The organism is Rhizobium leucaenae USDA 9039 (assembly GCF_000426285.1).
Classification (GTDB): domain Bacteria; phylum Pseudomonadota; class Alphaproteobacteria; order Rhizobiales; family Rhizobiaceae; genus Rhizobium; species Rhizobium leucaenae.
In genome coordinates, this window is the sequence record NZ_AUFB01000002.1 from 164737 (window position 1) to 190105 (window position 25369).

Genomic DNA, 25369 nt, shown 5'->3' on the forward strand with positions numbered 1-25369 from the left:
TTAGAATGATAATGCAATTCATTCGCAACAAGAAAAACCATTCCGGGTCTCGTTCGCACCCGCTGTGGCATTCCTGCAATCCGCAGGGAGAGAAATCTGCGATAGCCAAGATGGTTCCGCACGGGGTGGGAATGCGTCTCCACCCTGTTAGGGGCGGCGCTTCTGTACGTCTTGCTTTTGGCGAAAAACGTGCGGTCGCGAAGGGAAGCGGGCGCGAAATGCGATGATGGATGTTGCGTTTGCCGTTTCCATGCATACATCACCTGCAGCAAACATCATGAATCAGGGACGACGAATGGCTGGATTTTTTAGGCGCATGCTTCCGAAGCGGTTTCGCAAGGAAAGGGCGATCATTCCCGTTGTCCGGCTGAGTGGCGTCATCGCCTCCGGCGGCGGTCCTCTCCGCCAGTCGCTCAATCTTGCGGGCATCTCGCAGGCGCTGGAAAAGGCCTTCGGCATGAAGGCTGCCCCGGCAGTGGCGATCGTCATCAATTCGCCCGGCGGATCGCCGGTGCAATCACGCATGATCTATAGCCGCATCCGCGATCTTGCCCGCGAGAAAGAGAAGAAGGTGCTCGTTTTCGTCGAGGATGTGGCGGCATCCGGTGGCTACATGATCGCGCTCGCCGGCGATGAGATCATTGCCGATGCCACCTCCATCGTCGGTTCCATCGGCGTCGTCTCCGGCGGCTTCGGTTTTCCGGAGCTTTTGAAGAAGCTCGGGGTCGAGCGCCGAGTCTATACTGCCGGCGAAAACAAGGTGATCCTCGATCCGTTTCAGCCGGAGAAGGAAAAGGACATCGAATATCTGAAGAGCCTGCAGGTCGAGATTCACAAGGTGTTCATCGATATGGTGCGCGAGCGTCGGGCCGGTAAGCTGGCGGCGGACGAGGTCGTCTTTTCCGGCCTCTTCTGGACGGGCGGGCGCGGTCTCGAACTCGGCCTGATCGATGGCCTCGGTGATATGCGCCAGGAGTTGAAAAAGCGTTTCGGCGACAAGATCAAGCTCGAACTGGTCACAACACCGCGCAGCCTCTTCGGCCGCCGCACACCCGGCATTTCCCTTTCGGGCTTGGATGGCATCGGCGCCGGCCTCGCCTCCGGACTTGCAGAAGTGGCAGAGGAAAAGGCATTGTGGGGCCGGTACGGATTGTAATCGGGAGCGCTGCGCGATGCCGCAGATCATCTTCTTCATCGTTGCTGTCGGCGGTATTTGGCTTCTTTATCGACGCTTCGTGCGCGATGCCCGAAAACTCACCGAGAAATCCCGCCGCGCCGAAAGCGAGCGGCGCACCGGTGCCATCGGCACGCTGGTGAAGGACCCGAAGACAGGGGAGTATCGGGTGAAGCGAGAGGATGAGTAGGAATGGCGTGGATTGGCCAGGATGTTAGCGTCGTTCCTTTACCCGAGACGTCCAGTCCGCGCCTGCATAGCTGATACAGACGACATTAACGGTCGCGGTCTGTTCGTTGACGGGTGAAACAGATGACTGCTTTTTCCGCCGCAGGAATGGCGCGTAAACCTGGGTAGATGTCGTCCCGCGTTGTCCCGATATAGGGAAAATCGGTCAGCGAGTTCAATTTCTTTTCGATTTGCTCGATTTTGCTCTCGGCGATTGCATAGCCGGCATATTCGCCAATCAGTATCGTGATATTAAAAAGGTCGTCTCTAACGAGGGGGTGACGACTAACCTCATATGCCATTCTGCTTCTCATCCAGTTCTTTGCGGATGAGGGTGCGGACGTCGTCAAACAAAGTGTCGCCCTTCAGCGGTATCCATTGATCACTAGGCAATTCCATCCGCCGGCGAATTTCGTCGGCCATGCCGGACACCACATCACTAGGCACGTCATCATGATGCGTGATCTGATCAATCTGCTCGATAGCTGCTTCAACGAGACTGGAGATGGACGGAAATGCGCCTTCCTCGACCATCTTCTCTGCAAGGCGGAGATGGCGCTCCGATAAGATGATTTCGGTTTTGACGTTCATAATCCTTCTCCAAAGTGGCGTGGAGACGCATAGCTCTATCTATACGTCATCTCTTGACCCTTGTCTTCCATCGTGGCACCTGTCGCGCCAACGTACACCAAGCAGATAGTGGCTGATCTCCATGACCGCGACCCCGCCCGATAATATGAATCCGAAGCGCTCGTTTCAGGCGCTGATCCTGACGCTGCACAATTACTGGGCTGACAAGGGTTGCGCGGTTCTGCAGCCCTACGACATGGAAGTCGGTGCCGGCACGTTCCATCCGGCGACGACTTTGCGCGCGCTTGGGCCGAAGCCGTGGAAGGCTGCCTATGTGCAGCCCTCGCGCCGCCCGTCCGACGGTCGTTACGGCGAAAACCCGAACCGTATGCAGCATTATTATCAGTATCAGGTCATCCTGAAGCCGAATCCGCCGAACCTGCAGGAACTCTATCTCGGCTCGCTCGCTGCTATTGGCCTCGATCCGCTCCTGCATGACATCCGTTTCGTCGAAGACGATTGGGAAAGCCCGACGCTCGGCGCCTGGGGTCTTGGCTGGGAATGCTGGTGCGACGGCATGGAAGTGTCGCAGTTCACCTATTTCCAGCAGATTTGCGGCATCGAGTGCGCGCCGGTCGCCGGCGAATTGACCTACGGTCTCGAGCGTCTCGCAACCTATGTTCAGGGCGTCGACAGCGTCTACGACCTGAATTTCAACGGTCTCGAAGGCGATGAGAAGATCACCTATGGCGATGTCTTCCTGCAGGCCGAGCAGGAATATTCGCGGCATAATTTCGAATATGCCAACACTGAAATGCTGCACCGTCACTTCATCGATGCCGAGAAGGAATGCCAGGCGCTGCTCGCGGCCGGCGCGCCGGGCGACAACGCCAATCAACTCCTGCACAAATGCGTTTTCCCCGCTTACGACCAATGCATCAAGGCCAGCCACGTCTTCAATCTGCTCGATGCGCGCGGCGTGATTTCGGTCACCGAACGCCAGAGCTATATCCTGCGCGTCCGCACGCTGGCGAAAGCCTGCGGTGAGGCATTCCTGCTGACGGATGCCGGCGGTGCGAACTGGGACAAGCAGGCGGCTTAAGACACATTTCGCATCGCTAACGTATTGGCCCAACGACGAAAAGCGGATGACAATATCCGTTAAGCCACATAGTCTCCCTCGCGGTTGCATTCGCCACGAGGGTTCGCGATGTATATTATTTTGGCGATCATCGTTCTGATCGCGCTTTATGCCGTCTTCACCTATAACGGCCTCGTTCGCGCGCGTCAGGTGGCTGAGGAGGCTTGGTCAGGGATCGACGTGCAGCTCAAGCGCCGTGCCGATCTCATTCCGAATCTGGTCGAGACGGTTAAAGGCTATGCCGGGCATGAAAACCAGACGCTGAGGGAGGTGGTCGAGGCACGCAGCAGGGCCCAGGCCGTGCCCGCCGGCGATGTTGCCGGCCGCGCTGTCGCCGAAGGCGTGCTCGGACAGGCGCTCGGTCGCTTGATGGTCGTCTCCGAAGCCTATCCGGACCTCAAGGCCAATGTCGGTTTCGTCGAGCTGCAGCAATCGCTGGAAACGACGGAAAACGAGATCCAGATGTCGCGGCGCTACTACAACGGTGCCGCCCGCGATCTCAACGTCAAGGTCGAGAGCTTTCCCAACAATCTGCTCGCCGGCCCCTTCGGTTTCACCAAGCGGGCCTTCTTCGAAATCACCAACGAGGCGGACCGCGCCGTTCCATCCGTCAAGTTCTAAGATTCCTTCTATCGGTTTTGCGTTCCAGGCGGTAAAGGAAGCCGACCGCAGGCCGTTGGCCGCTTTCTGGACCGACCAAAGAGATTGATGATGGGTAGAGCCAAACTCACGATTATCCCCCCCGGCAAGCCGCTTACCGGACGCGCCATGCCGCCGGGATCGAAGTCGATCACCAACCGCGCGCTGCTGCTCGCCGGCCTTGCCAAGGGAACCAGCCGGCTGACGGGTGCGCTGAAGAGCGACGATACGCGCTATATGGCCGAAGCGCTGCGAGCCATGGGCGTTGCGATCGAGGAGCCCGACGACACCACGTTCATCGTTACCGGCGACGGCAAACTCAAGTCGCCGGCTGCACCGCTGTTTCTTGGCAATGCCGGCACCGCGACCCGCTTCCTGACCGCCGCCGCCGCTCTGGTCGACGGCAAGGTCGTGGTCGATGGTGATGCGCATATGCGCAAGCGGCCGATCGGCCCGCTGGTCGACGCCCTGCGTTCCCTGGGCATCGATGCCTCGGCCGAGACCGGCTGCCCGCCCGTCACCGTCAATGGCACCGGCCGCTTCGAGGCGAGCCGGGTTGAGATCGATGGCGGCCTCTCCAGCCAGTATGTCTCGGCGCTGCTGATGATGGCGTCCGGCGGCGATCGCCCGGTCGATGTCGTGCTGCTTGGCGAACATATCGGCGCTCTCGGCTATATCGATCTGACGGTTGCCGCCATGCGTGCCTTCGGCGCCGAGGTCGAGCGCGTCAGCGCCGTTGCCTGGCGGGTTCAGCCGACCGGCTATCACGCGGCTGATTTCCACATCGAGCCGGATGCGTCGGCCGCGACCTATCTTTGGGCCGCCGAGGTTTTGTCCGGCGGGAAGATCGATCTCGGCACACCGGCGAGCGAATTCTCGCAGCCGGACGCTCGCGCCTACGACACGATCTCGCAGTTTCCACATCTCCCCGCCGTCATCGACGGATCGCAGATGCAGGACGCCATTCCGACGCTCGCCGTTCTTGCCGCTTTCAACGAGACGCCGGTGCGCTTCGTCGGCATCGCCAATCTCCGCGTCAAGGAGTGCGATCGCGTCCGGGCACTGTCGAGCGGGTTGTCGCGCATCGCTCCCGGCCTCGGCACCGAGGAAGGCGACGACCTGATCGTCGCCTCCGACCCGAGCCTTGCCGGCAAGACGCTGCCGGCCGAGATCGACAGCTTCGCCGATCACCGCATCGCCATGAGCTTTGCGCTGGCCGGTCTTAAGATCGGCGGCATCACCATTCTCGATCCCGATTGCGTCGCTAAGACCTTCCCGGCCTATTGGGATGTCCTGGCGTCACTGGGAGTTGCCTACGACGACTGATACCGCCCCTAGGAGAGGCGCATAGATATTTCGGCATATGCGGCACGCTGGGGTGCCGTCGGATCGCAGGAGCTGTGATGACGCGTTGGCTTTCCGGACTCTTTGTCGCATCGCTCCTGCTGTTCTCCGCATCGATCACGGCAGCCGCCGAAGTCATCAACGCTTTCGATCAGGGAATTATTCTCGATCGCGACGGCTCCATGCAGGTCACCGAGACGATTACGGTGAATGCGGAAGGCCGCGCGATCCGTCGCGGCATATTCCGGGATTTTCCGCTGACTTTTGTCGATTCCGCAGGCCGCCAGGCGCAGGTGGATTTTGACGTCGTCTCCGTCGAACGCGATGGACAGCCGGAAGATTGGCACAAGGAGCAGATCGAGGGCGGGGAGCGCATCTATGTCGGAAATGCCGATCGGATCGTAAACCGTGGCCAGCATGTCTACCGCATCGTCTACACCACCGATCGCCAGATCCGCTATTTTGACGATCATGACGAGCTCTATTGGAACGTCACCGGCAATGGCTGGCAATTTCCGATCCTTCACGTCTCGGCCACCGTCACACTGCCGGACGGCGTGAAGCCGCAGCAGCTTGCCTATTATACCGGGCCGATCGGCGCGATGGGCCAGGACGCAAGCGCCAGCGCACAGGCGGACAAGATCACCTTTGTCACCATCCGGCCCTTGGCCCCGGCCGAAGGTTTGACGATCGCCATCAAGCTGCCGAAGGGCGCGATTGTGGCGCCGAGTAGCAGCCAGCAATGGCACTGGTTCGTAACCGATCATATAGACGCGATCATCGCCATCGGCGGCCTGATTTTGGTGTTCGCCTACTATCTCCGCAGTTGGATTGTCGTCGGCCGCGATCCCCCACGCGGCGTGATGGTCCCGCGCTGGGACCCGCCTGACGGTATTTCGCCGGCGTTGGTCAACTACGTCGACAACAGGGGTTTTTCCGGCGGGGGATGGACGGCGCTGTCGGCGACTTTGATCGATCTTGCGGTGCGCGGCTATGTCATTCTCGACGACCTGAAGGAAAAGGTGGTCATCCGCCCGACCGGCAAGGCAGGCAGCGATCTCAGCGGCGGCGACAAGGTGCTCATGCAGGCGGTCGGGCCATTTTCCCCGCTTGTCATCGACAAGGCGAACGGCGAGGCGGTGAAGCAGCTTGGCTCGACATTCCGCAGCGCGATCGAGCGCGATCACCGCGGCGAATATTACAAAGCCAATGCGCTGTACGTCATTGCCGGCATCGCTTTATCGATCCTCATCCTGGCTGCGATCGTCATTTTCGGTCGTTTGCATGAGAATGCGCTGCCTCTCATCATTGTGCCCGGCTTCTTGTCGATCGTGGTGACGATCTTTGCCGGTACAATCGGCCGCAGGTTCCGCCGTCATGATGCCGGCCTTGGACAGCGAATTCTTTCTGTTCTGCTCGCCGCATTCTTCGGCTTTCTATTCGTATCGGCTGCGGTCGGCGGCCTGGCTGCCGCCCTCGTCCCCTTGTGGGAGGCGGGTGAACTGCCCCTGCTCGCCGGCATCGTCGGCATTTTCGCGCTCAACGTCGTCTTCTTTTTCCTGATGGGGGCGCCGACGCCGCTCGGGCGCAAGATGATGGATGGCATCGCCGGGCTGCGGCAATATCTGACGCTCGCCGAACGCGACCGGATGAACATGCAAGGCGCGCCGCAGATGTCGCCGCAGCACTTCGAAAAGCTGTTGCCCTATGCGGTCGCGCTCGGCGTCGAAAAGCCTTGGTCGGACGCCTTCGAGACCTGGCTTGCCACCGCTGCGGGTGCGGCCGCGGCCGCCTATGCGCCGGCCTGGTATTCCGGCGATTTCCACCCAGGCAATATCGGCGGCACGATCGGCGATTTTTCCTCCTCCATGGCATCCACCATCGCCTCGACGATCCCAGCGCCCGTCTCCAGCTCTTCTTCGGCCTTTTCGGGCGGCGGTGATGGCGGCTCCTCCGGCGGCGGTGGAGGCGGCGGAGGCGGAGGCGGGTGGTAGTTGATCACCTCCCCCTTGAGGGGGAGGTCGCCGCGAAGCGGCGGGTGGGGGGGACAATTGCTTGGCTGCGGAGCTGGCGGCGATCACCCCACCCCGGCCTTCGGCCGACCCTCCCCCTCAAGGGGAGGGTGTTCGTCGCGATGCATTAATTTCGGTATTTCAGCAGATCGGAGATCCCGTGGCCAAAAAGCCCTCCAAATTGGATCGTTTCAAAGTTTCCAATAGCCGGCGCTTGCGCGCAGGTTCGACTGATGCGGAAACCAAGCTCTGGAAACATTTGTGGCGCATCCCCATTGAAGGCACGCATTTTCGGCGGCAGGTGTCAATTGGGCGTTATTTTGCTGATTTAGCCTGTCATCAGATAGGTCTGATTGTCGAGCTTGACGGTAGGCAGCATGCAGAAGATGCGGCAGGACGTTATGATGCTCAGCGAACGGCATTCCTTGAAAGCGAAGGCTATCATGTCATCCGATTCTGGAATGCCGAGGTCACGGATGAGATCGAGGCTGTTCTGGACACGATATTTGCCATTGTGCAGCAGCGACAAATTTTGCTAGCAGAGGCCGACCATTTTCACCCCACTCCGGCACGCCGTGCCGACCCTCTCTCACAAGGGGAGGGTGAGGAACCTTGACATGCCCGATCTCCTTCTCGAACTCCGCTCCGAGGAAATTCCTGCCCGTATGCAGCGCAAGGCTGCCGGCGACCTGAAGAAACTCGTCACTGACGCGCTGGTCGAAGCGGGTTTGTCCTATGAGGGTGCGCGCGAATATTGGACGCCGCGGCGGCTGACGCTGGACATTCGCGGCCTGACCGCGCGCTCGGCTGATGTGCGCGAGGAGCGCAAGGGACCGCGCACCGACGCCAACGAGAAAGCGATCGAGGGTTTTCTGCGCGGCGCCGGCCTGTCTTCCATTTCTGAAGCGCAGGTAAGTAGCGACCCGAAGAAGGGTGATTTCTATGTTGCGGTCATTTCCAAGCCCGGCCGCGCCGCCGAGGAGATCGTCGCCGACGTCATGCCCGGCATCATCCGCGATTTTCCCTGGCCGAAGTCGATGCGCTGGGGCAAGGCGTCGGCCAAGCCGGGCTCGCTGCGCTGGGTGCGCCCGCTGCAGTCGATCGTCTGCGTCTTCGGCACTGAGCATGAAGAAACCGCCGTCATCCCCTTCGAGATCGACGGTATCGTCGCGTCGAATGTGACCCATGGCCATCGCTTCCATGCACCGCAGGCGATCGCCGTCAAACGCTTCGATGACTACGTCTCTAGCCTGGAGAAGGCGAAGGTCATTCTCGATGCCGAGCGCCGCAAGGATATCATCCTGCACGATGCCCGCGATGTCGCGTTTGCCAATGGTCTGGAGCTTGTCGAGGACGAGGGCCTGCTGGAAGAGGTTTCCGGCCTCGTGGAATGGCCGCAGGTGCTGATGGGCTCCTTCGAGGAGGATTACCTGTCGATCCCCTCGGAAATCATCCGTCTGACGATCAAGACCAACCAGAAGTGCTTCGTCACCCGTCCGCAGGTCGGCGAAACACTCTCCAACCGCTTCATCCTCGTTTCCAATATCCAGGCGACGGATGGCGGCAAGGAGATCATTCACGGCAATGGCAAGGTCGTGCGCGCCCGTCTTTCCGACGCGCTGCATTTCTGGAAGCGCGATCAGGGCGACCTGCCGGATCTCGAAACGTTGGAAGCCTCTGCTGTGAAATTCGGCCTCGACTTGAAGAAGCCGCTCGACCAGCGCATGGCGAAGCTCGACGCGCTGAACGTCACCTTCCATGCCAAACTCGGCAGCCAGGGCGAACGCATTGCCCGCATTCGTGCGTTGGCATCCGAGCTTGCCAAAATCACCGGCGCTGATCCGGCCAAGGTCGATCGCGCCGCCGTGCTCGCCAAGGCTGACCTGCGGACCGAAGCCGTCGGCGAATTTCCGGAGCTTCAGGGCCTCATGGGCCGCAAATACGCGGTGCTGCAGGGCGAAGACGCGTCCGTCGCGGCTGCGATCGAAGATCATTACAAGCCGCAAGGCCCGTCCGATCGCGTTCCCGAGGACAAGGTCGCGATCACGGTCGCGCTCGCCGACAAGCTCGATACGCTCATCGGCTTCTGGGCGATCGATGAAAAGCCGACCGGTTCGAAGGACCCGTTTGCGCTGCGGCGCGCTGCTTTGGGTGTGGTGAGGATTCTGCTGGAATGCAAGGTGCGCTTGCCTTTAAGCTCCGTGGGCTTTTCCACATATAAAACTCTGACAATCGCGAAAATGTTAGCCCTACAACTTTTCATGACGGTAGATGGGCGAAAGCTTGGTCTCGATGAGAATGATGCCGACTATCGTGAGGCGTTTCTGGTTCCTATTGATCAAGATGGAAACATTGAGGATGAATTCAGCTATTCCCAGGTAGAGGCGTGGATGCTGGATGAAAGAAACCGGGAGGATAACTACCCCCGTCTTAGAAGTAACCAGCCCGAGTGGCCCGATTTTGAGTCATTCAGTGGAAATCTCCTCGCCTTCTTCCATGACCGCCTCAAGGTCTATCTCCGCGATCAGGGCGCCCGATACGATCTCATTGACTCCGTTTTGACGCCGGAAGCCGATGATCTCCTGATGGTCGCTCGCCGTGTCGAGGCGCTGACCGCCTTCATTACCTCCGAAGATGGCAAGAACCTGCTTGCCGGCACCAAGCGCGCCACCCAGCTTCTCGCGGCCGAGGAGAAGAAGGGCACGGTCATAGCCGATGACGTTTCAGAAAACCTGTTGAAGCTCGATGCCGAAAAGGACCTCTTCGCCGCCATCACCAAAGCTTCCGCCGAAGCCTCCGATGCGATCGCCAAGGAAGATTTCCGCTCGGCCATGGCAGCGCTTTCCAAACTGCGCGCGCCCGTCGACCGCTTCTTCGAAGACGTGCTCGTCAACGATGAAGACGCCGCCATCCGCGCCAATCGTCTGGCGTTGCTGCGGCTGATCCGCGAGGCGACGGGAACGGTCGCGGATTTCTCGAAGATCGCGGGGTAAGGCAAGGAGGCGCGATGACCGGAAAAATTCTCGTCAGCGCCTGCCTCATGGGCCATGCCGTCCGTTATGACGGTCGCTCCAAGCCGCTCATCCATCCGGCCATCGAGCGTTGGCGCGAGGAGGGCAGGCTGGTGACGATCTGCCCGGAAATGTCGGCTGGTATGGCCGTTCCGAGGCCGCCGGCCGAAATTGCCGATGGTGCGGCCGGCGAGGACGTGCTTGCCGGCAGTGCACGCGTGATCGAGGTCACCGGCGGCGATATCACGACGGCGTTTCGTCAGGCGGCCGAAAATGCTCTGGCGCTCGCTCAGGAAACCGGTTGCCTCTACGCTCTGCTGATTGATGGCAGCCCGTCCTGCGGCTCGGGCTTCATCTATGACGGCACATTCTCGGGCGGTCGGCATATGGGCCATGGCGTCACGGCAGCTCTGCTGAAGCAGGCGGGCGTCGAGGTCTATTCCGACCGCGAGATCGACAGGTTGGTCGAGCGGCTGGCGACGGCCGACTGAGACACCTTTCATACCCAAAAAGAGAAAAACCGCCGGGTTTGCGCCCGACGGTTCTCGAGATAGCTGTTTTGTTGCCGCTTAAGCGGCGCGGCGGTTCTGGGCGAGCGGCCGACCGTCGTTGACGCGGAAGCCGCGGATGAGCCCGAGCAGGTCCTCGGTGTCGGCGGCAAGCGTTTCGGCCGATGCCGTCGTCTCTTCTGCCATGGCAGCATTTTGCTGCGTGGCGGCGTCGAGCTGGTTCATCGAAGACGAGATCGAGCGCAGCGTCGTATCCTGCTCGGAGGCGCTGTGGGCGATCTTCGAGACGATCTCATTGGCGGCCTTGATCTGATCGGAAATGCGCTTCAGCGCTTCGCCTGCCTCGCCGACCAACCGAACGCCCTCGTCGACCTGGCCGGAGGAGCGGGCGATCTGATCCTTGATCTCCTTGGCGGCGGCGGCAGAGCGCTGTGCCAGTTCACGCACTTCCTGGGCGACGACGGCAAAGCCCTTGCCGGATTCGCCGGCACGAGCCGCCTCGACGCCGGCGTTCAGCGCCAGAAGGTTGGTTTGGAAGGCGATCTCATCGATGACGCCGATGATCTTGCTGATCTCTTCCGACGATTTCTCGATGCCGCTCATCGCGTCGATCGCCTGGGCGACGACGGCGTCGCTGCGCGATGCCTCGGTGCTGACGGCGTGCACGCGTTTGCTGGCCTCATGGGCTCCCTCGGCGGTCTGGCGTACGGCGACGGTCAACTCGTCAAGGGCTGCCGAGGTTTCCTCCAGGCTTGCGGCCTGGCGTTCGGTGCGCTGCGACAGCTCGTTCGAGGCCCTGCGGATTTCCTCCTTGCTGACGCCGATGTCATTGCCCTTGGCATTGACCCGGCCCATGGCGGCTTCGAGGTGTGACAGCGCCTCGTTGAAGTTGTTGCGCAGCCCGGCATAGCCGGCGCCGATATCGCCGCAGCGCACGGTCAGATCGCCCTGGGCGAGCGCTTCGAGCGCCCGGCCGATGATGGAGACGACGCGTGCCTGCTCATGCGCTTCGTCCTGCTGCTGACGAAGGTTCTGTTCGCGTTCGCTGCTGATTTCCAGCTCTTGCGCGGCCTGACGATCCGCCAGCGCATGGCGTATGCGGACTTTCTCCTGCAGCGCCAGGGTGGCCTTGGCCATCAAACCGATCTCGTTGCGCATCTCGGTATGCGGGATGGCGATTTTCACGTCATCGTCAGCCACTGCCTTGAGAGCGGTATGGACGTCGGCAAGCGGCTTGGTAATGCCACGGATGAAATAGAGGGCAGAACCGATGCCGACCAGGAAGACGATGCCGCAGATCAGCAGCGCGCGCCACATTGCCGCGTGAATCTGGCCTTCGAGGTCGTCCATATAGACGCCGCAGCCAAGAACGATCTGCCATGGCGCAAAGGCGGCGGAATAGCTGCCCTTGAGGAAAAGCTCGCTGTCGGGATGACCGGGCTTGCCCCAGTAATAGACTGTACGGCCACCGCCCTTGATGCCCTTTTCGACCATTTCCTTGCTGAAATAGGTGCCGCTCTTGTCGGTCTGGCCGGACATGTCCTTGCCGACATTGGCCGGAATGGGATGAAAGCGCATAATGGCGCTGTAGTCCAAGCCGAAGAGATAGCCGGCGGGCTGGAAGCTGATATGCGAGAGGATCTTGAAGGCTTCGGCCTGGGCCGCCTCATGCGTCATCTCGCCGGATTTCTCGCGCTGATAATATTGATTCAGAACCGAAATGCCGGACTCCACCTGCGTGCGGAGCATGTCGAAACGGTCGTCATAGATGGAATCCGCCTGCGACCGGATCTGGAAATAGGTCGCCACGGCAAAAGCGGCCATAAGCACGCCCAGAAGAGCGAAGAGTTGATGGGCGATCTTGAGATTCTTCATAATGCCTCGCAACAGGGTAGGATGAATACCGGCGCGGTTTTCTACCGCCTGTGCGATCGCCTGGGAGAGCCCCAATACGCTTGCCGCTGCTCGAAATGACATGCTGCTGTCCGGTGGAAGCAAAATCGCGCTTTATATCTAATAAAGTTTTAATCAAAACCGCGTGATCAGAATTTAAGCAGCTTTAATAAATCGCTCAGTTGCATCGCAATAAATAATACTAACTCGCTTTCAAGTTTATCTGAAACTGGCGGGAAAATTCCTTGCTTTGTTATACAAAACAAATGCGCCCCTGCTTCTCTTCAGGGGCGCACAGGTCCGCCTTGCGGCAGACCCCGTCGACCGAAACTTTGGTCGGGCGGGGCAGGGAACGAGATAGAACGGCTATTGTTACTGGCGAAGCTGAAAGCCGGAGAGATCGAGCGGCAGGGGTGCCTTCGCCTTGGCGGATTCGGGCAGGGCGGCCGTTTTGGTGGCAAAATCGATGCCGTCGCTCGGAGCGTCGGCGGCCGCAAGCGCTTCAGGTGTCGGCTTGGAGATGAACACGACCGGAGAGCCGCCCATCCAGGCCTCGGTGCGCACTACTTTCCGCTGGCCATCGATGTCGCGCACGACGATGGACTGTGTGCCCGGCGTCAGCTCCGGCACCACATAATCCTTCTTGACGGCTTCCGGCTTGAGCGCCGGGCAATCCGTGCAGACCTTGTCGATGATGCTGCCGCCGTTGGTTTCCGTCTTGCTGTCGATGGGCTGGATCGACGAAGCCATGGCCGAGCCGGCGGCCAGCACGCATGCCAAAGTCAGGAAAAAGGGACGCATAACAAAACCACTCCGTCTTATATGGCGGAGAGATTAGCGCCGCTTTGTTTCCATCCCGTCAGGAGATTTGCTAAAAGTTTAGCGGAACCGCAGAAATCGGCACAGGCTGGCGATTGTCGGTTCAAGCCTGTTCCCGTTCGATGGCGCGCCAGCCAATATCGCTTCGATTGAAACCATTCGGCCATTGCACTTCGGCAGCCAGGGCATAGGCGCGCTTCTGCGCCTCGCTGACCGTCTTGCCGGTCGCCGTGATGTTCAGCACCCGGCCGCCGGTTGCGACCAGCACGCCATCCTGCAGCGCTGTGCCGGCATGAAACACCTTGGCGCCGTCGCTGTCGGCGGGCAGGGCAGATATCGGCGTGTTCTTGGCATAGGAGCCGGGATAGCCTTTCGAGGCCATCACCACCGTCAACGCCACGTCGTCGCTCCACTCGGCGCCGACCTGATCCAGCGTGCCATTGGCGCACGCGAGAAGCAGCGGCAGCAGGTCGCTCTTCAGCCGCATCATCAGCACCTGGCACTCCGGATCGCCGAAGCGGACATTGTATTCGATCAGTTCCGGCCCTTTGGCGGTGATCATCAGCCCGGCGAAGAAGACGCCGGAGAAGGGATGGCCGCTTTCCGCCATGCCGCGGATTGTCGGTTCGATGATTTCCTTCATCGTGCGCTCGACCATGTCAGCCGTCATGACCGGAGCCGGGGAATAGGCGCCCATGCCGCCGGTATTCGGCCCGGTATCGCCGTCACCGACGCGCTTGTGGTCCTGGGCGGTGGCGAGAGCCAGCGCATGCGTGCCATCGCAAAGGCAGAAGAAGCTCGCCTCCTCGCCATCAAGATAGGCTTCGATAACGACCTCGGCGCCGGCTGCGCCAAATGCGCCTTCGAAGCAGTCATCGATGGCGGCAAGCGCTTCATCGACCGTCATGGCGACGGTGACGCCTTTGCCGGCGGCAAGCCCATCGGCCTTGACGACGATCGGCGCGCCCTGCGCACGAATGTAGGCTTTTGCTTTCGGCGCATTGTTGAAACGCTGATAGGCGCCAGTCGGGATATCGTAGCGGGCGCAGATATCCTTGGTGAACCCTTTGGAGCCTTCCAACTGCGCGGCCCCGGCCGAAGGCCCGAACACGGCAATGCCCTCGGCGCGCAAGCGGTCGGCAAGCCCGGCGACCAGCGGCGCTTCCGGGCCGACGACGACGAAGTCGATGGCCTTTTCCTTGCAGAAGGCAATAATCGCGCCATGATCTTCGATATCGATGGTGGCAAGGGTCGCATGTTCGGCAATGCCGGGATTGCCGGGCGCGGCGTAGAATTCCGTCATCAGCGGCGATTGCGCCAGCTTCCAGGCCAGTGCATGCTCGCGTCCGCCCGATCCGATCAACAGAACTTTCATGGCTTGCCCTTTTCTAAAGCAATTCCAGGAAAAGTGCGTAGCGGTTTTCCGTCCGGAATTGCGTGAAAACAGCAGTTCAGCGAATCCGTGAAGCGCGGAACTGCTCTAACGTCCTTTGCGCGGTTAAGGGCCGTTGAACCAAAGGTCAAGCGGCAAATCCTGTGGAGGCTCAGGCTACAACATTGCCACGCCTTTTTGTGGCACTATGGTCCCCGCACTTCTATCAAGTTCAGAGAATCATATGGCCGCCGATATTCGCTCCCTTGCCTCAACCATCGCCACCGAGATCAATTCGCGTCCGGATCAGGCCAAGGCCGCGATCGAGCTTCTCGACGAAGGCGCGACGGTGCCGTTCATCGCCCGCTATCGCAAAGAGGTGACCGGCGGTCTCGATGACGGCCAGTTGCGTACGCTGGCGGAACGCCTCGTCTATCTGCGCGAGCTGGAAGCCCGCCGTGCTGCCATCGTCGAGTCGATCACCGGCCAGGGCAAGATGACCGATGAGCTGATGCGCAAGATCGCGGTGGTCGCGACTAAGGCCGAGCTGGAAGATCTTTATCTGCCCTACAAGCCGAAGCGTCGCACCCGCGCCGAAATCGCCAGGGAGCGCGGCCTCGGCCCGCTTGCCGATACCATTCTTGCCGATCGCTCCAGAGAGCCGGCCCCCCTTGCCGAGGGTTTCATCACCGCTGACGTGCCCGACGTGAAGACGGCGCTCGAAGGCGCGCGCGATATCATCGCCGAAGGCATTGCCGAAAATGCCGATCTGCTCGGCAAGCTGCGCACCTATATGAAAACGAATGCCTTGCTGAAAGCCAGGGTCGTCGACGGCAAGCAGGAGGCGGGGGCGAAATTCGCCGACTATTTCGAACATCAGGAACGTTGGGCGACTGCTCCCGGTCATCGGGCGCTTGCCATGCTGCGCGGCTGGAATGAGGAAGTGCTGACCCTGACCATCGAGGTCGACGTCGATGCCGTCTCGCCGAACAAGCCGGTCGAGCGGATGATCGTGACGGCCTACGAGATCGGCACGAGCAAACCCGGGGACCGCTGGTTGATGGAGGTGGCAAGCTGGACTTGGCGGGTCAAGCTCTCCATGTCCCTGTCGCTCGACCTGATGCGAGAGCTACGCGAACGCGCCGAAGAGGAGGCTATCCACGTCTTCGCCCGCAATCTGAAGGATCTTTTGCTTGCGGCACCGGCCGGATCGCGGGCGACGATGGGGCTCGATCCGGGCATCCGCACTGGCGTCAAAGTTGCCGTGGTCGACGGCACCGGCAAGTTGCTGGAGACGACGACGGTCTATCCTTTCCCGCCGAAAAACGACGTACGCGGCACGCAGGCGACGTTGGCAGCGCTTGTGCGCAAGCACCAGGTCGAGCTGATCTCCATCGGCAACGGCACGGGCAGCCGCGAGACGGAAAAGCTGGTGGCCGATATGCTGGCTGACCTGCCGGCGCCGAAACCGACCAAGGTGATTGTTTCCGAGGCAGGCGCATCCGTCTATTCGGCTTCGGAAACGGCGGCGCTGGAGTTCCCCGGTCTCGACGTATCGCTGCGCGGCGCCGTCTCTATTGCCCGTCGTCTGCAGGATCCGCTGGCAGAACTCGTGAAGATCGAGCCGAAGTCGATCGGCGTCGGCCAATACCAGCACGATGTCGACCAGCAGAAGCTGTCACGCTCGCTCGATGCCGTCGTGGAAGATGCGGTGAACGCGGTCGGCGTCGATCTCAACACAGCGTCGGCGCCGCTGCTTGCGCGCGTCTCCGGCCTAGGCCCGTCCATTGCCGATGCGATCGTCAAGCATCGCGACGGCGAGGGGCGCTTCGAGACCCGCCGTGACCTCCTGAAGGTCGCCCGTCTTGGCCAGCGCACCTTCGAGCAATGCGCCGGCTTCCTGCGCATTCCGGATGGCAAGGAGCCGCTCGATGCCTCATCGGTGCATCCGGAAGCCTATGGTGTGGCCAAGCGGATCGTGGCGGCCTGCGGCCGTGATCTGCGCAGCCTGATGGGAGATGCTGCCGTGCTGAAGGCGGTCGATCCCCGCCAGTTCATCGACGAAAAATTCGGTCTGCCGACGGTGCGTGACATCCTCGCAGAACTGGAAAAGCCTGGTCGCGATCCGCGCCCGAGCTTCAACACTGCCACCTTCGCCGAAGGGGTCAACGAGATTGGCGATCTCAAGCCCGGCATGCTGCTGGAGGGCACGGTGACCAACGTCGCGGCTTTCGGCGCCTTCGTGGATATCGGCGTCCACCAGGATGGCCTCGTCCACGTCTCGCAGCTCGCCGACCGCTTCGTGAAGGACCCGCATGAGGTGGTCAAGGCCGGCGACGTCGTGAAGGTGAAAGTTGTGGAGGTTGACGTCAAACGCAAGCGAATCGGTCTTTCCATGCGCAAAGATGGCAGTGCCGTAGCAGCGACGCCTGGACAGCAATCGCGCGAAAAAACTGGCGGGCACAACGCTGGCGGTAGGCGTGACAGCGGCCCGAAACTGGAGCAGCAGGGCAGCTTCGGCGCCGCTCTGGCGGATGCACTTAAGCGAAAATAATGACTTAGCGAGACTCAGTGCAAGAATGTCACACTCTGGCAGAGTTGTTGCCGGAGTGCCAATCAGTGCGAAAAGGTGTGCTTGCCACAATGCTATGAGGCGCTAAAGTCAGCCTCAATGTCATGTCATCATATGCGAGGCGTCCATGGCGTCGGCACTCTTCTCGATTGTCAAAAAAATCGTCCGTAAAGGCTCTCTGAAACTTACACTCGCGTCTGGCGAGACGCACATGATCGGCGATGGGTCCGGCGAAACGGTTGCCGTCCGCGTCGCTGACCAACAGGCGGAGGACGCGATTGGGCGCGATCCGACCCTGAAGCTCGGCGAAATGTACATGGAGGGGCGCTTCATTCTGGAGCAAGGGGATATCTATGAATTCCTCTCGCTTGTGAAGCAGAACACCACCAACGAGATCTTTGACCTGCGCATGGCGGCGCTCCTGATCGGCCGCATCGCCTGGCAGCAGATCAAGAGCCGCTCGCCGATCAACCGCAACAGATACAATGTTGCGCATCACTATGATCTGTCGGCCAAGCTGTTCGATCTCTTCCTCGATGAGGACTGGCAATATTCCTGCGCCTATTTCGTCCCACCCGGCATCAGCCTGGACGAGGCACAACTGGCCAAGAAGCGCCATATTGCCGCCAAGCTCCTGGTCGAGCCAGGCCAGCGCGTTCTCGAGATCGGTTCCGGTTGGGGCGGCATGGGCATGTACCTTGCCGAAGCCAATCCCGGCCTCGATTTTACCGGCATTACGCTGAGCGAAGAGCAGCTTAAAGTTTCGCGCGATCGCGCCGCCAAGCGTGGGCTGTCCGACCGCATGCGCTTCGAGCTTCAGGACTATCGTTACCTGACCGGCAGGAAGTTCGACCGCATCGTCTCGGTCGGCATGTTCGAGCATGTCGGCATCGGCAACTATGGCAAGTTCTTCGGCAAGGTCTTCGAATTGCTCGATGATAACGGCGTCATGGTGCTGCACTCCATCGCCCGTCCGAAGCCGAGCTTCGCCACGAACGCCTTCATCGAGAAATATATTTTCCCCGGCGGCTACATTCCCTCGGTCGGGGAGGCCTTGGCGCCGCTGGAAAAGGCGGGGCTCATGGTCAAGGATGTCGAAATCCTGCCGATGCATTATGCCCATACGCTGCGGCACTGGCGCAATCGTTTCGTGGCGCGCAAGGCCGAGGCCGTCGCGCTCTACGACGAGAAGTTCTTCCGCATGTGGGAGTTCTATCTGGCCGGCTCGGAAATGGGCTTCCGCTGGGATGAACTCTTCATCATGCAGATCCAGATTGCCAAGAACCAGTTCGCTGTTCCCGACAACCGCAATTACATCGCCGAGCGGGAAGCAAAGCTCAGAGAATTCGAGGCAAACCGCGCGCCGCTGGAAAAGGTGACGTTCTAACCTTTGCGGCAGTATCGGGATTGCGCCGGGCCACGGGATTCCGTAGGCCCGGCGTTTTGATTTTGACCCTGCCGGACAGCGACGGTGTCCATGTTATTTGACCACTTGGACCGTCAAATTTTCGTCGCTGACTTTGCTTGCATATAAAACGGTCATGCGCAGACTGAACTGATCCGTGCCGGTGAAGCCGGGATCGGACGTGTAATATACCGTCGTTCCCTCGACCGGCTTGCCGCTGCAGACGTAAGCGTCGCTGTCCTTGTCGTATTTCACGCGAACCGGGCCATGTTCGAAAGTAACCTTGCCATGGCTGGGTTGCTTGATGATCCCGGTATAGGGGTAGGAGTTGAACGTACAATCCCGCTTCACGGAAGCGGCCATGCCAAGTGCCGTCTTTTTGCCGGAGACTACTCTGTGGGAATATTGGTTTTGTTTGGTGCCATCCAGCGGCGTGCCGACACAGCCTGAAAGCGTCGTGCCGATACCAATAAACATGCTGAGCGAAATCAAAGATATAGTATTCATTCCGGCCCTATCCTGAATAATGCCTTGGTAACACCCATGATTGAGTATCCTATGCCGGAATTAAATCACCGCGACACATCGGCGCAGGCTCGGATCCCATGAAGTCACCCTCTAAAGTTTCGCCGTTATTCCCCGAAGTCGATCGCGTTTGGTTAAGGGAGCGGTAACGCGATCGGGATAATTTGCGGCAACTCGGAGGGCGTGTATGGCCCTTTGTATTGCGTATCATGGAGTTGCATTGTGTTTGCGAAATCGCGTCTGTTTTTCACCCTCGGCCTGTTTTCCGCCTCGGCGGGCGTCGCTTTTGCCGGAGACGGTCAGCATTTCTGGTCGGGTGATTGGTATCTAAGCGTCGGTGCGGCCGGTTTCACGGCGCCGAAGTTCGAAGGCAGCAAACACAACAAGCTGCAATGGTCGCCGCTGATTTCCGTCGGTAAGCAAGGCCCAGGCCCGCGTTTTTCCTCGCGCAACGACAATCCCTCTTTCGCGTTCATCGACAATGACGGTATCCGGGCCGGTATTGTCGGCAAATTCGTGCCGAGCCGGGATTCCAGCGACGGTCACGAGTTGAAAGGTCTGAAGAAGGTCAAGTGGGGCGCCGAAGCAGGCGGCTTCGTCGAAGCCTATCCGACCGATTGGCTGCGCGCCCGCGTCGAAGTCCGCCAGGGCATCCGTGCCCATAGCGGCATTGTTGCCGACGCCGCCATCGACGCTTTTACCGACATTACGCCGGAACTGCGCCTTTCCGGCGGCCCGCGCATGACGCTCGCGTCCCCCGATTATTTCGACACCTATTACGGCGTCAACGCCAAGCAGTCCGCGGCGTCCGGTCTTAGCCGCTACAATCCGGGTGGCGGTATAAAGTCCGTGGGCGCTGGCGGCGCGCTGACCTGGAAGGCGAGCCAGAACTGGACCACGAGCGCCTTCGTCGAATATTCCCGCCTGACAGGCCCGGCCGCAGACAGCAGCCTCGTGCGCGAGCGCGGCGACCGCAACCAGTTGCTGGTCGGCGTCTCCGCCAGCTACAAGTTCAACTTCACGCTGAACTGAAAAGAGCGGGGTGTCAGCCCCGCCGCTTGACCGCGGCCGCCAGATATCACTACTAGTCGTCTATGCAAAAGACAGGCGACATCAACGGGCGCGTCGCAGACGCGCCCTCCGGCAACTGGGTTTACCGCATCCTGCCCCCGGCGCTTTGGCCCTATGCGCAGCTCGCGCGCTGGGACAGGCCGATTGGCTGGGAGCTTTTGATGTGGCCATGCTTCTGGTCGGCCGCTTTGGCGGCCAATGCCGCAGCGGCGGCGGGCCAGGTCTCACCCGGCTTCCTGCTGATCCACCACCTCTTCCTCTATTTCATCGGTGCCGTCGCCATGCGCGGCGCCGGCTGTACCTATAATGATCTGGTCGATCATGAGATCGACATGGAAGTGGCGCGTACGCGCTCACGTCCGCTACCCTCCGGCCGCGTGACGCGCTTGCAGGCAAAGATTTTCATAGCGCTGCAGGCGCTGGTCGGCCTTGTGGTCCTGCTGCAGTTCAATTGGTTCACCGTCGTTCTCGGCGTGCTGTCGCTCGCCATCGTCGCGCTTTATCCCTTTGCAAAGCGCTTTACCGACTGGCCGCAGTTCTTCTTGGGGCTGGCTTTCTCCTGGGGTGCGTTGATGGGCTGGGCCGGGCTGTTCGGTAGCCTGTCGCTTGCTCCCATCGTGCTCTATGCCGCCGCCATCCTGTGGACGATCGGTTATGACACGATCTATGCCCATCAGGACAAGGAGGATGACGAGCTCATCGGCGTCCGCTCTACCGCGCGGCTCTTCGGCGATAAGACGCGTCTCTGGTTGGCCGGTCTCTACGGTGCGACGCTGCTGCTGATGCTGTTGTCCTTTGCACTGGCCGGAGCAGGGTGGCTCTCCTATGTCGGTCTGATCGTCGCCGGCGGCATGTTCGCCTATCAGATCGCCGTGCTCGACATCAACGATGCGCAGCAATGCATGATCCTGTTCAGATCCAACGGCAAGGTCGGCCTCATCATCTTTGCCGGCCTTTTCCTGTCGTTCCTGTTTCTCGTTCCGTGATGAAAGACGGCTGCATTACAGTTTTGCTATAAGCGATGGGTGCTCAGCATGGGATATCGCATCCGATTGGCTCAAGAAGCGGATGTGGAGGCCATTAGCGCCGTGATACAGTCCGCCCTTCGCGAAACCAATGCGAAGGATTATTCGCAGGACATAATCTCCCGCGTAGCACAGAATTTCACTCCTGCGGCAGTGCGAAGACTCTTGGGCAGCCGGATTGTTTGCGTGGCGACGAAAGGCGACAATATCGTCGGCACTGCCAGTCTCGACGGCGCGGTGATCCGCACTGTGTTCGTATCTCCCTTGATGCAGGGGCAGGGAGTGGGAACCCAACTGATGGCCGAAATAGAATTGATAGCGCGTAGCAAAGGTATCACGACCCTTGTCGTGCCGTCGTCCGTCACCGCGCAGGCTTTCTATGCCAAGTTGGGCTACCAGGCCGTGAGGGACAACTACCACGAGGCTGAACGGACGATCATTGTGGAGCGTTCGCTAGAGCAATAGCTATATCGGCCGCAAGGCTGAACGCTCTGCGGCCGATCATGGACAATATGCCGAGATTTCGATTCGGGGACTTCAGCTCCGCGCGATGATCTCGCGGCCTTCGATCTTCATTTTGACGCCGAGCTTGCCGGTCGTGCGGCGCACGAGGAAGCGCGGGCGGCGATTGGCGAAATAGGAGTGACGGCGGCGGGGCTGGATGTCGCGAGTGGAGACGCCGCCGAGATGTTCTTCCAGCGGACGGGCGACTCCGTCGGCTTCGATCATCATCATCGGAATGCGGAAGGCTTCCGACCACGAGCGCCAGTCGGCGGCGATGTCGCTCAAATCGTGGGCGACGAGGAGGGGGATGCAGAGGTCGGGATCGTCATGATGCAATTCCAGCGTTACCGTGACTTCGCCGTCGCCATGGTCGATGGCGCGGGCGGCGACGCCCTTGAAGGCACGCTTCGGCAATGCGACGGACAGCGGCAGACCGCTGGAAGGCAATATCTTTCGCAGCACGGCGCCGCGTTCGTCGATCGTGATCGTGACGTCACCCGCGGCACCGCGCATGGCATAGCTGACCTGTTGCGGAAAGCGCGTCGGATCGAGCCGCAGTGTGGTTCCAGCCCAATCGGGCTTCAGGACGGTATTTGTCATCTAATCTCTACCCTTGTTTTACCTGAGAGCCGGTTTTCCGGTCTTCTACGGAGAACTTCATGTCCTCTCGTTGGGTGCAGATTAGGCGGGGCCCCTTCCAGACAGCTTAAAAATCGGGGTTAAGAAAACTTTGCGTCCTCAAATGGTTAGCGAAATCGAATGCATCAGGGTTTCCATAAAGTGAATGCATCGCCGGGCGCCAATTGTCCCGATCTGACGCAGGCGGCGGAGGAAGTATTGTAAGTCTCAGGTAAGGTTTATCTGCGATGCTGCTGGCAGATTCGCCTGCATATATTAGAGACTTATTGGGGCTCACGCTGATGATATCCACCTATCTAGGCTATTCAATCGCGACCCGGAGCATGGCGACGACGCTTAAACAGGTGGCGACGCAGCCTGAGAGCAAGCGTGAAATCGATTATTACAATGCCAATATTGGCAAGGTCACCAGCGTCGACGACTTCATGAACGACTATCAGCTCTATAGCTACGCTATGGAAGCTTACGGTCTTTCGGACATGACCTATGCCAAGGCCTTTATGAAACAGGTGCTGACCAGCGACCTCAGCGACTCCAGCAGTTTCGCAAATAAGCTGACGGATTCGCGCTACAAGGAATTCGCTGCTGCGTTCAATTTCGGCACGAGCAGCTCCTCTTCGGCGCAAACCAGCGCACAGGAAGACGATCTGGCCGGCCTTTATAAGCAGTCGTTTACGACCGAGGAGACCAACGCCCAGACTGAAACAAGTTACTACAGCCAGCACATCAGCGATGTTAAGACCGTGGACGATCTCCTGGGTAACACGCGCCTTAGAAACTATGTGCTGCAGGCCTATGGCATCGATCCGACGAATGTGTCGAATACATTCCTGAAAAAGATGCTGACGAGCGATATCAGCGATTCCAGCAGCTTCGTAAACCAGAACGGCAGCGCCGCCGACAAGGCGATCGTCGCCGAGTTCAATTTCAATGCCGACGGAACCGTAAAGACGACGACGGCGGATGCCGATACGACCTACTATCAGAGCCAGATCAGCACGATCACCTCTGTCGATGAGCTTACCTCCAATCCCAAGCTGTTCGACTATGTCAAAACTGCCTTCGATATTCCGGCCTATATCACCGCCTCTCAATTCAATGCCTCGGCCGAGGATGCGAATGTTGCGAAGTCGAACGGCCTGACCAGTGTGTTGGCGCAGTTCAATTTCCAGTCCGACGGCACGGTCGCCAGCGGCGAGCAGGCGCAGACCGCCACTCAGCTCAGCGCGACGACGTCAGCCTATGCGACCAATTATCCGGGCGGCCCGCAGACACTCGGCCAGACGGCCGACGTCATGAGCGCTTACAACTCCACCGTCCCCTCATTCACGACCGATGTCGGCGCCACGGATAACGATCTTTATTATAAGGATCACATTGGCTCCATCACCTCGGTCGAGGAGCTGACCTCGGACACCCGGCTCTTCAACTATGTCAAGACGGCCTATGGGGTCGATGCAAGTACCCCCGCCATCGTATTCAAAAACGCGTTCTCCGACCCTACCACCGCCTCCATTTTCGGCCTGACGAAGGTTGTGGCGGCATTCAACTTTCAGTCCGATGGTACGCTGGCGTCAGGCGACGTGGCGCAATCTCAGGCTGAGATCACTGCGGCATCCACCTCCTATATGAAAAATTATGCGACGTCGCAGTCGTCGCTGACCACCGACGCGGTCAACAACTACAAGACCCGCATCGCCAACGTGAAGACGATCGACGATTTCTTCAAAACCAACGCCGCCGCCGACAGCGATACGTCCAACGACAATCTTCCCGAACTCTACCAGATGGCGCTGCGCGCCTACGGCATCAGCCCGGACGAGATGTCGAAGACGCAGATGAAGAAGGTTCTCGAAAGCGATCCCTACGATTCGAAAAGCTATGTCAGCTCGCTCAAGGACACGCGTTTCACCAATCTCGCCAAAGCCTTCAATTTTGATAGCAAAGGCAACTTAAAACAGCCCGTCCAGTCTTTGTCGCAGACTGAGATCAATAGCTACATCTCAAAATATTCCAGTAGCGTAACGGCGGGGCTAACCGGCGCTCAGGAGACAAAGGCTTCCAGTGACGCAAAGGATGCCGGCACCTATTTTGCGACCAATATCGTCAAGATCACCAATGTCACCGACCTTCTGGCCGACAGCAAGCTTACCAATTTCATCCTGACCGCCAATGGCATCGACCCGAAGAGCGTCACCACGGCGACGCTGAAGAAGGCCTTCGCCTCCGATCCGAGTGACTCCAAGAGCTTCATCAACACTGATGATGGCTCTCAGTTCAAGAGTATCGTCGAGGCGTTCAACTTCGGCACGGACGGAAACCTGACGGACTCGAAACTGGGTACCGCGCAGAACCAGGGCGCGATCGCTGAGACGAACGACCTCTTCCTGCACCAGACCCTCGAGGATCAGCAGGGAGAGAGCAGCCCCGGCGTGCGCTTGGCGCTTTATTTCCAGCGCAAGGCGCCGGACATCAATTCCATTTACGATATCATGAGCGACACCGCGCTCTATCAGGTCGTTACGACAACCTTCAACCTGCCGAGTTCGATCTCGTCGATGGATGTCGATCAGCAGGCCAAGCTGTTGGGCAACGTTCTCAATGTCTCCGATCTGAAGGATCCGGACAAGGTGACTAAGCTTCTGCAGCGCTTCTCTGCCATGTACGATATGGAGAACAATACGACCTCGTCGACTTCGCCGGCCCTGTCGATCCTAACGGGTTCCTCGACCGTCGGCATCAGCGCCGATACGCTGCTATCGATCGCCCAGCTTTCCAATAAATAGCGGACCTAGTCCCCTAAAAATAAGGTCGACTCGCGTCGTTTCGATATGAGGCGCGAGGCCGTCGACGCGTCCGTAGCCGCCGTGCCGACGCAGGTCGCCCCGCAGTTCTGCCAACGTGGAATAAGCGCAT

21 protein-coding genes and 1 pseudogene are annotated in these 25369 nt (G+C 59.7%); 15 read left to right on the top strand and 7 right to left on the bottom strand.

Annotated features, from left to right (window positions below; genetic code table 11):
- The first annotated feature begins 295 nt into the window (after nt 1-295).
- The gene (locus K290_RS0103490) at nt 296-1156 is read left to right on the top strand and encodes a S49 family peptidase (RefSeq protein WP_028750586.1); all 861 of its coding nucleotides are present in this window, start codon (nt 296-298) and stop codon (nt 1154-1156) included.
- Between the two features lie 16 nt (nt 1157-1172).
- The gene (locus K290_RS0103495) at nt 1173-1364 is read left to right on the top strand and encodes an NfeD family protein (RefSeq protein WP_028750587.1); all 192 of its coding nucleotides are present in this window, start codon (nt 1173-1175) and stop codon (nt 1362-1364) included.
- A gap of 85 nt (nt 1365-1449) precedes the next feature.
- Here the strand turns inward: K290_RS0103495 and K290_RS33775 are convergent, their stop codons facing one another.
- Both K290_RS33775 and K290_RS0103505 read right to left on the bottom strand, forming a co-directional pair.
- Nucleotides 1450-1704 carry a type II toxin-antitoxin system RelE/ParE family toxin gene (locus tag K290_RS33775; protein ID WP_245276458.1) on the bottom strand — a complete coding sequence of 85 codons (255 nt, stop codon included), beginning with the start codon at nt 1702-1704 and terminating at the stop codon, nt 1450-1452.
- Nucleotides 1694-1993, bottom strand: a complete 300-nt coding sequence (locus tag K290_RS0103505) for a hypothetical protein (RefSeq protein WP_028750588.1) — start codon at nt 1991-1993, stop codon at nt 1694-1696. The genes K290_RS33775 and K290_RS0103505 overlap by 11 nt, the downstream gene beginning before the upstream one ends.
- Nucleotides 1994-2114: 121 nt before the next feature.
- Here K290_RS0103505 and K290_RS0103510 point away from each other — a divergent pair, with 121 nt between their 5' ends.
- The 7 genes from K290_RS0103510 (at nt 2115) to K290_RS0103540 (ending at nt 10610) form a co-directional block, all read left to right on the top strand.
- On the top strand, nt 2115-3074 hold the full coding sequence (locus tag K290_RS0103510) for a glycine--tRNA ligase subunit alpha (RefSeq protein WP_028750589.1): 960 nt from the start codon (nt 2115-2117) through the stop codon (nt 3072-3074).
- Between the two features lie 108 nt (nt 3075-3182).
- The gene (locus tag K290_RS0103515; RefSeq protein WP_028750590.1) at nt 3183-3734 is read left to right on the top strand and encodes a LemA family protein; all 552 of its coding nucleotides are present in this window, start codon (nt 3183-3185) and stop codon (nt 3732-3734) included.
- 87 nt (nt 3735-3821) lie between these two features.
- A complete protein-coding gene (locus K290_RS0103520; RefSeq protein ID WP_028750591.1) occupies nt 3822-5078 on the top strand; it encodes a 3-phosphoshikimate 1-carboxyvinyltransferase in 1257 nt (418 codons plus the stop codon).
- A 77-nt stretch (nt 5079-5155) separates the two neighbouring features.
- On the top strand, nt 5156-7090 hold the full coding sequence (locus K290_RS0103525; protein WP_028750592.1) for a DUF2207 domain-containing protein: 1935 nt from the start codon (nt 5156-5158) through the stop codon (nt 7088-7090).
- A gap of 61 nt (nt 7091-7151) precedes the next feature.
- Nucleotides 7152-7724: an endonuclease domain-containing protein gene (locus tag K290_RS36070; protein WP_245276460.1), complete on the top strand. Its 573-nt coding sequence runs from the start codon at nt 7152-7154 to the stop codon at nt 7722-7724.
- 1 nt (nt 7725) lies between these two features.
- Complete coding sequence (gene glyS, locus K290_RS0103535; protein ID WP_028750594.1) at nt 7726-10101, top strand: glycine--tRNA ligase subunit beta; 2376 nt, start codon at nt 7726-7728, stop codon at nt 10099-10101.
- A 14-nt stretch (nt 10102-10115) separates the two neighbouring features.
- Nucleotides 10116-10610, top strand: a complete 495-nt coding sequence (locus K290_RS0103540) for a 2-thiouracil desulfurase family protein (RefSeq protein ID WP_028750595.1) — start codon at nt 10116-10118, stop codon at nt 10608-10610.
- A gap of 78 nt (nt 10611-10688) precedes the next feature.
- Here the strand turns inward: K290_RS0103540 and K290_RS0103545 are convergent, their stop codons facing one another.
- From K290_RS0103545 to purD, 3 genes are all read right to left on the bottom strand, one after another.
- Nucleotides 10689-12503: a methyl-accepting chemotaxis protein gene (locus K290_RS0103545; protein WP_028750596.1), complete on the bottom strand. Its 1815-nt coding sequence runs from the start codon at nt 12501-12503 to the stop codon at nt 10689-10691.
- 390 nt (nt 12504-12893) lie between these two features.
- Complete coding sequence (locus K290_RS0103550; protein WP_028750597.1) at nt 12894-13322, bottom strand: plant virulence effector HPE1-like domain-containing protein; 429 nt, start codon at nt 13320-13322, stop codon at nt 12894-12896.
- Nucleotides 13323-13443: 121 nt separating this feature from the next.
- On the bottom strand, nt 13444-14715 hold the full coding sequence (gene purD, locus K290_RS0103555) for a phosphoribosylamine--glycine ligase (RefSeq protein ID WP_028750598.1): 1272 nt from the start codon (nt 14713-14715) through the stop codon (nt 13444-13446).
- Nucleotides 14716-14956: 241 nt separating this feature from the next.
- On the opposite strand from purD, the pseudogene K290_RS0103560 reads away from it, so the two are divergent.
- Nucleotides 14957-17120 (top strand): annotated as a pseudogene (locus K290_RS0103560) (Tex family protein); the annotation flags it as partial.
- 291 nt (nt 17121-17411) lie between these two features.
- Entirely contained in the window at nt 17412-18671 is a 1260-nt protein-coding gene (locus K290_RS0103565) for a cyclopropane fatty acid synthase (RefSeq protein WP_028750600.1), read from the top strand.
- Between the two features lie 93 nt (nt 18672-18764).
- On the opposite strand, the gene K290_RS33780 is transcribed toward K290_RS0103565, so the two are convergent.
- Entirely contained in the window at nt 18765-19196 is a 432-nt protein-coding gene (locus K290_RS33780; protein WP_051263940.1) for a hypothetical protein, read from the bottom strand.
- A 258-nt stretch (nt 19197-19454) separates the two neighbouring features.
- Between K290_RS33780 and K290_RS0103575 the strand changes: the two genes are divergently transcribed.
- The 3 genes from K290_RS0103575 (at nt 19455) to K290_RS0103585 (ending at nt 21775) form a co-directional block, all read left to right on the top strand.
- On the top strand, nt 19455-20246 hold the full coding sequence (locus K290_RS0103575) for a MipA/OmpV family protein (protein ID WP_246432660.1): 792 nt from the start codon (nt 19455-19457) through the stop codon (nt 20244-20246).
- A 62-nt stretch (nt 20247-20308) separates the two neighbouring features.
- Nucleotides 20309-21271 carry a 4-hydroxybenzoate octaprenyltransferase gene (gene ubiA, locus K290_RS0103580; protein ID WP_028750602.1) on the top strand — a complete coding sequence of 321 codons (963 nt, stop codon included), beginning with the start codon at nt 20309-20311 and terminating at the stop codon, nt 21269-21271.
- Between the two features lie 48 nt (nt 21272-21319).
- Nucleotides 21320-21775 carry a GNAT family N-acetyltransferase gene (locus K290_RS0103585; protein WP_028750603.1) on the top strand — a complete coding sequence of 152 codons (456 nt, stop codon included), beginning with the start codon at nt 21320-21322 and terminating at the stop codon, nt 21773-21775.
- Between the two features lie 72 nt (nt 21776-21847).
- Here K290_RS0103585 and K290_RS0103590 read toward each other — a convergent pair whose 3' ends face one another.
- Entirely contained in the window at nt 21848-22414 is a 567-nt protein-coding gene (locus K290_RS0103590; protein WP_028750604.1) for a DUF6101 family protein, read from the bottom strand.
- 362 nt (nt 22415-22776) lie between these two features.
- On the opposite strand from K290_RS0103590, the gene K290_RS0103595 reads away from it, so the two are divergent.
- Nucleotides 22777-25239 (top strand): DUF1217 domain-containing protein, encoded by a 2463-nt coding sequence (locus tag K290_RS0103595; protein WP_245276462.1) that lies wholly within the window; start codon nt 22777-22779, stop codon nt 25237-25239.
- Nucleotides 25240-25369: the final 130 nt, after the last annotated feature.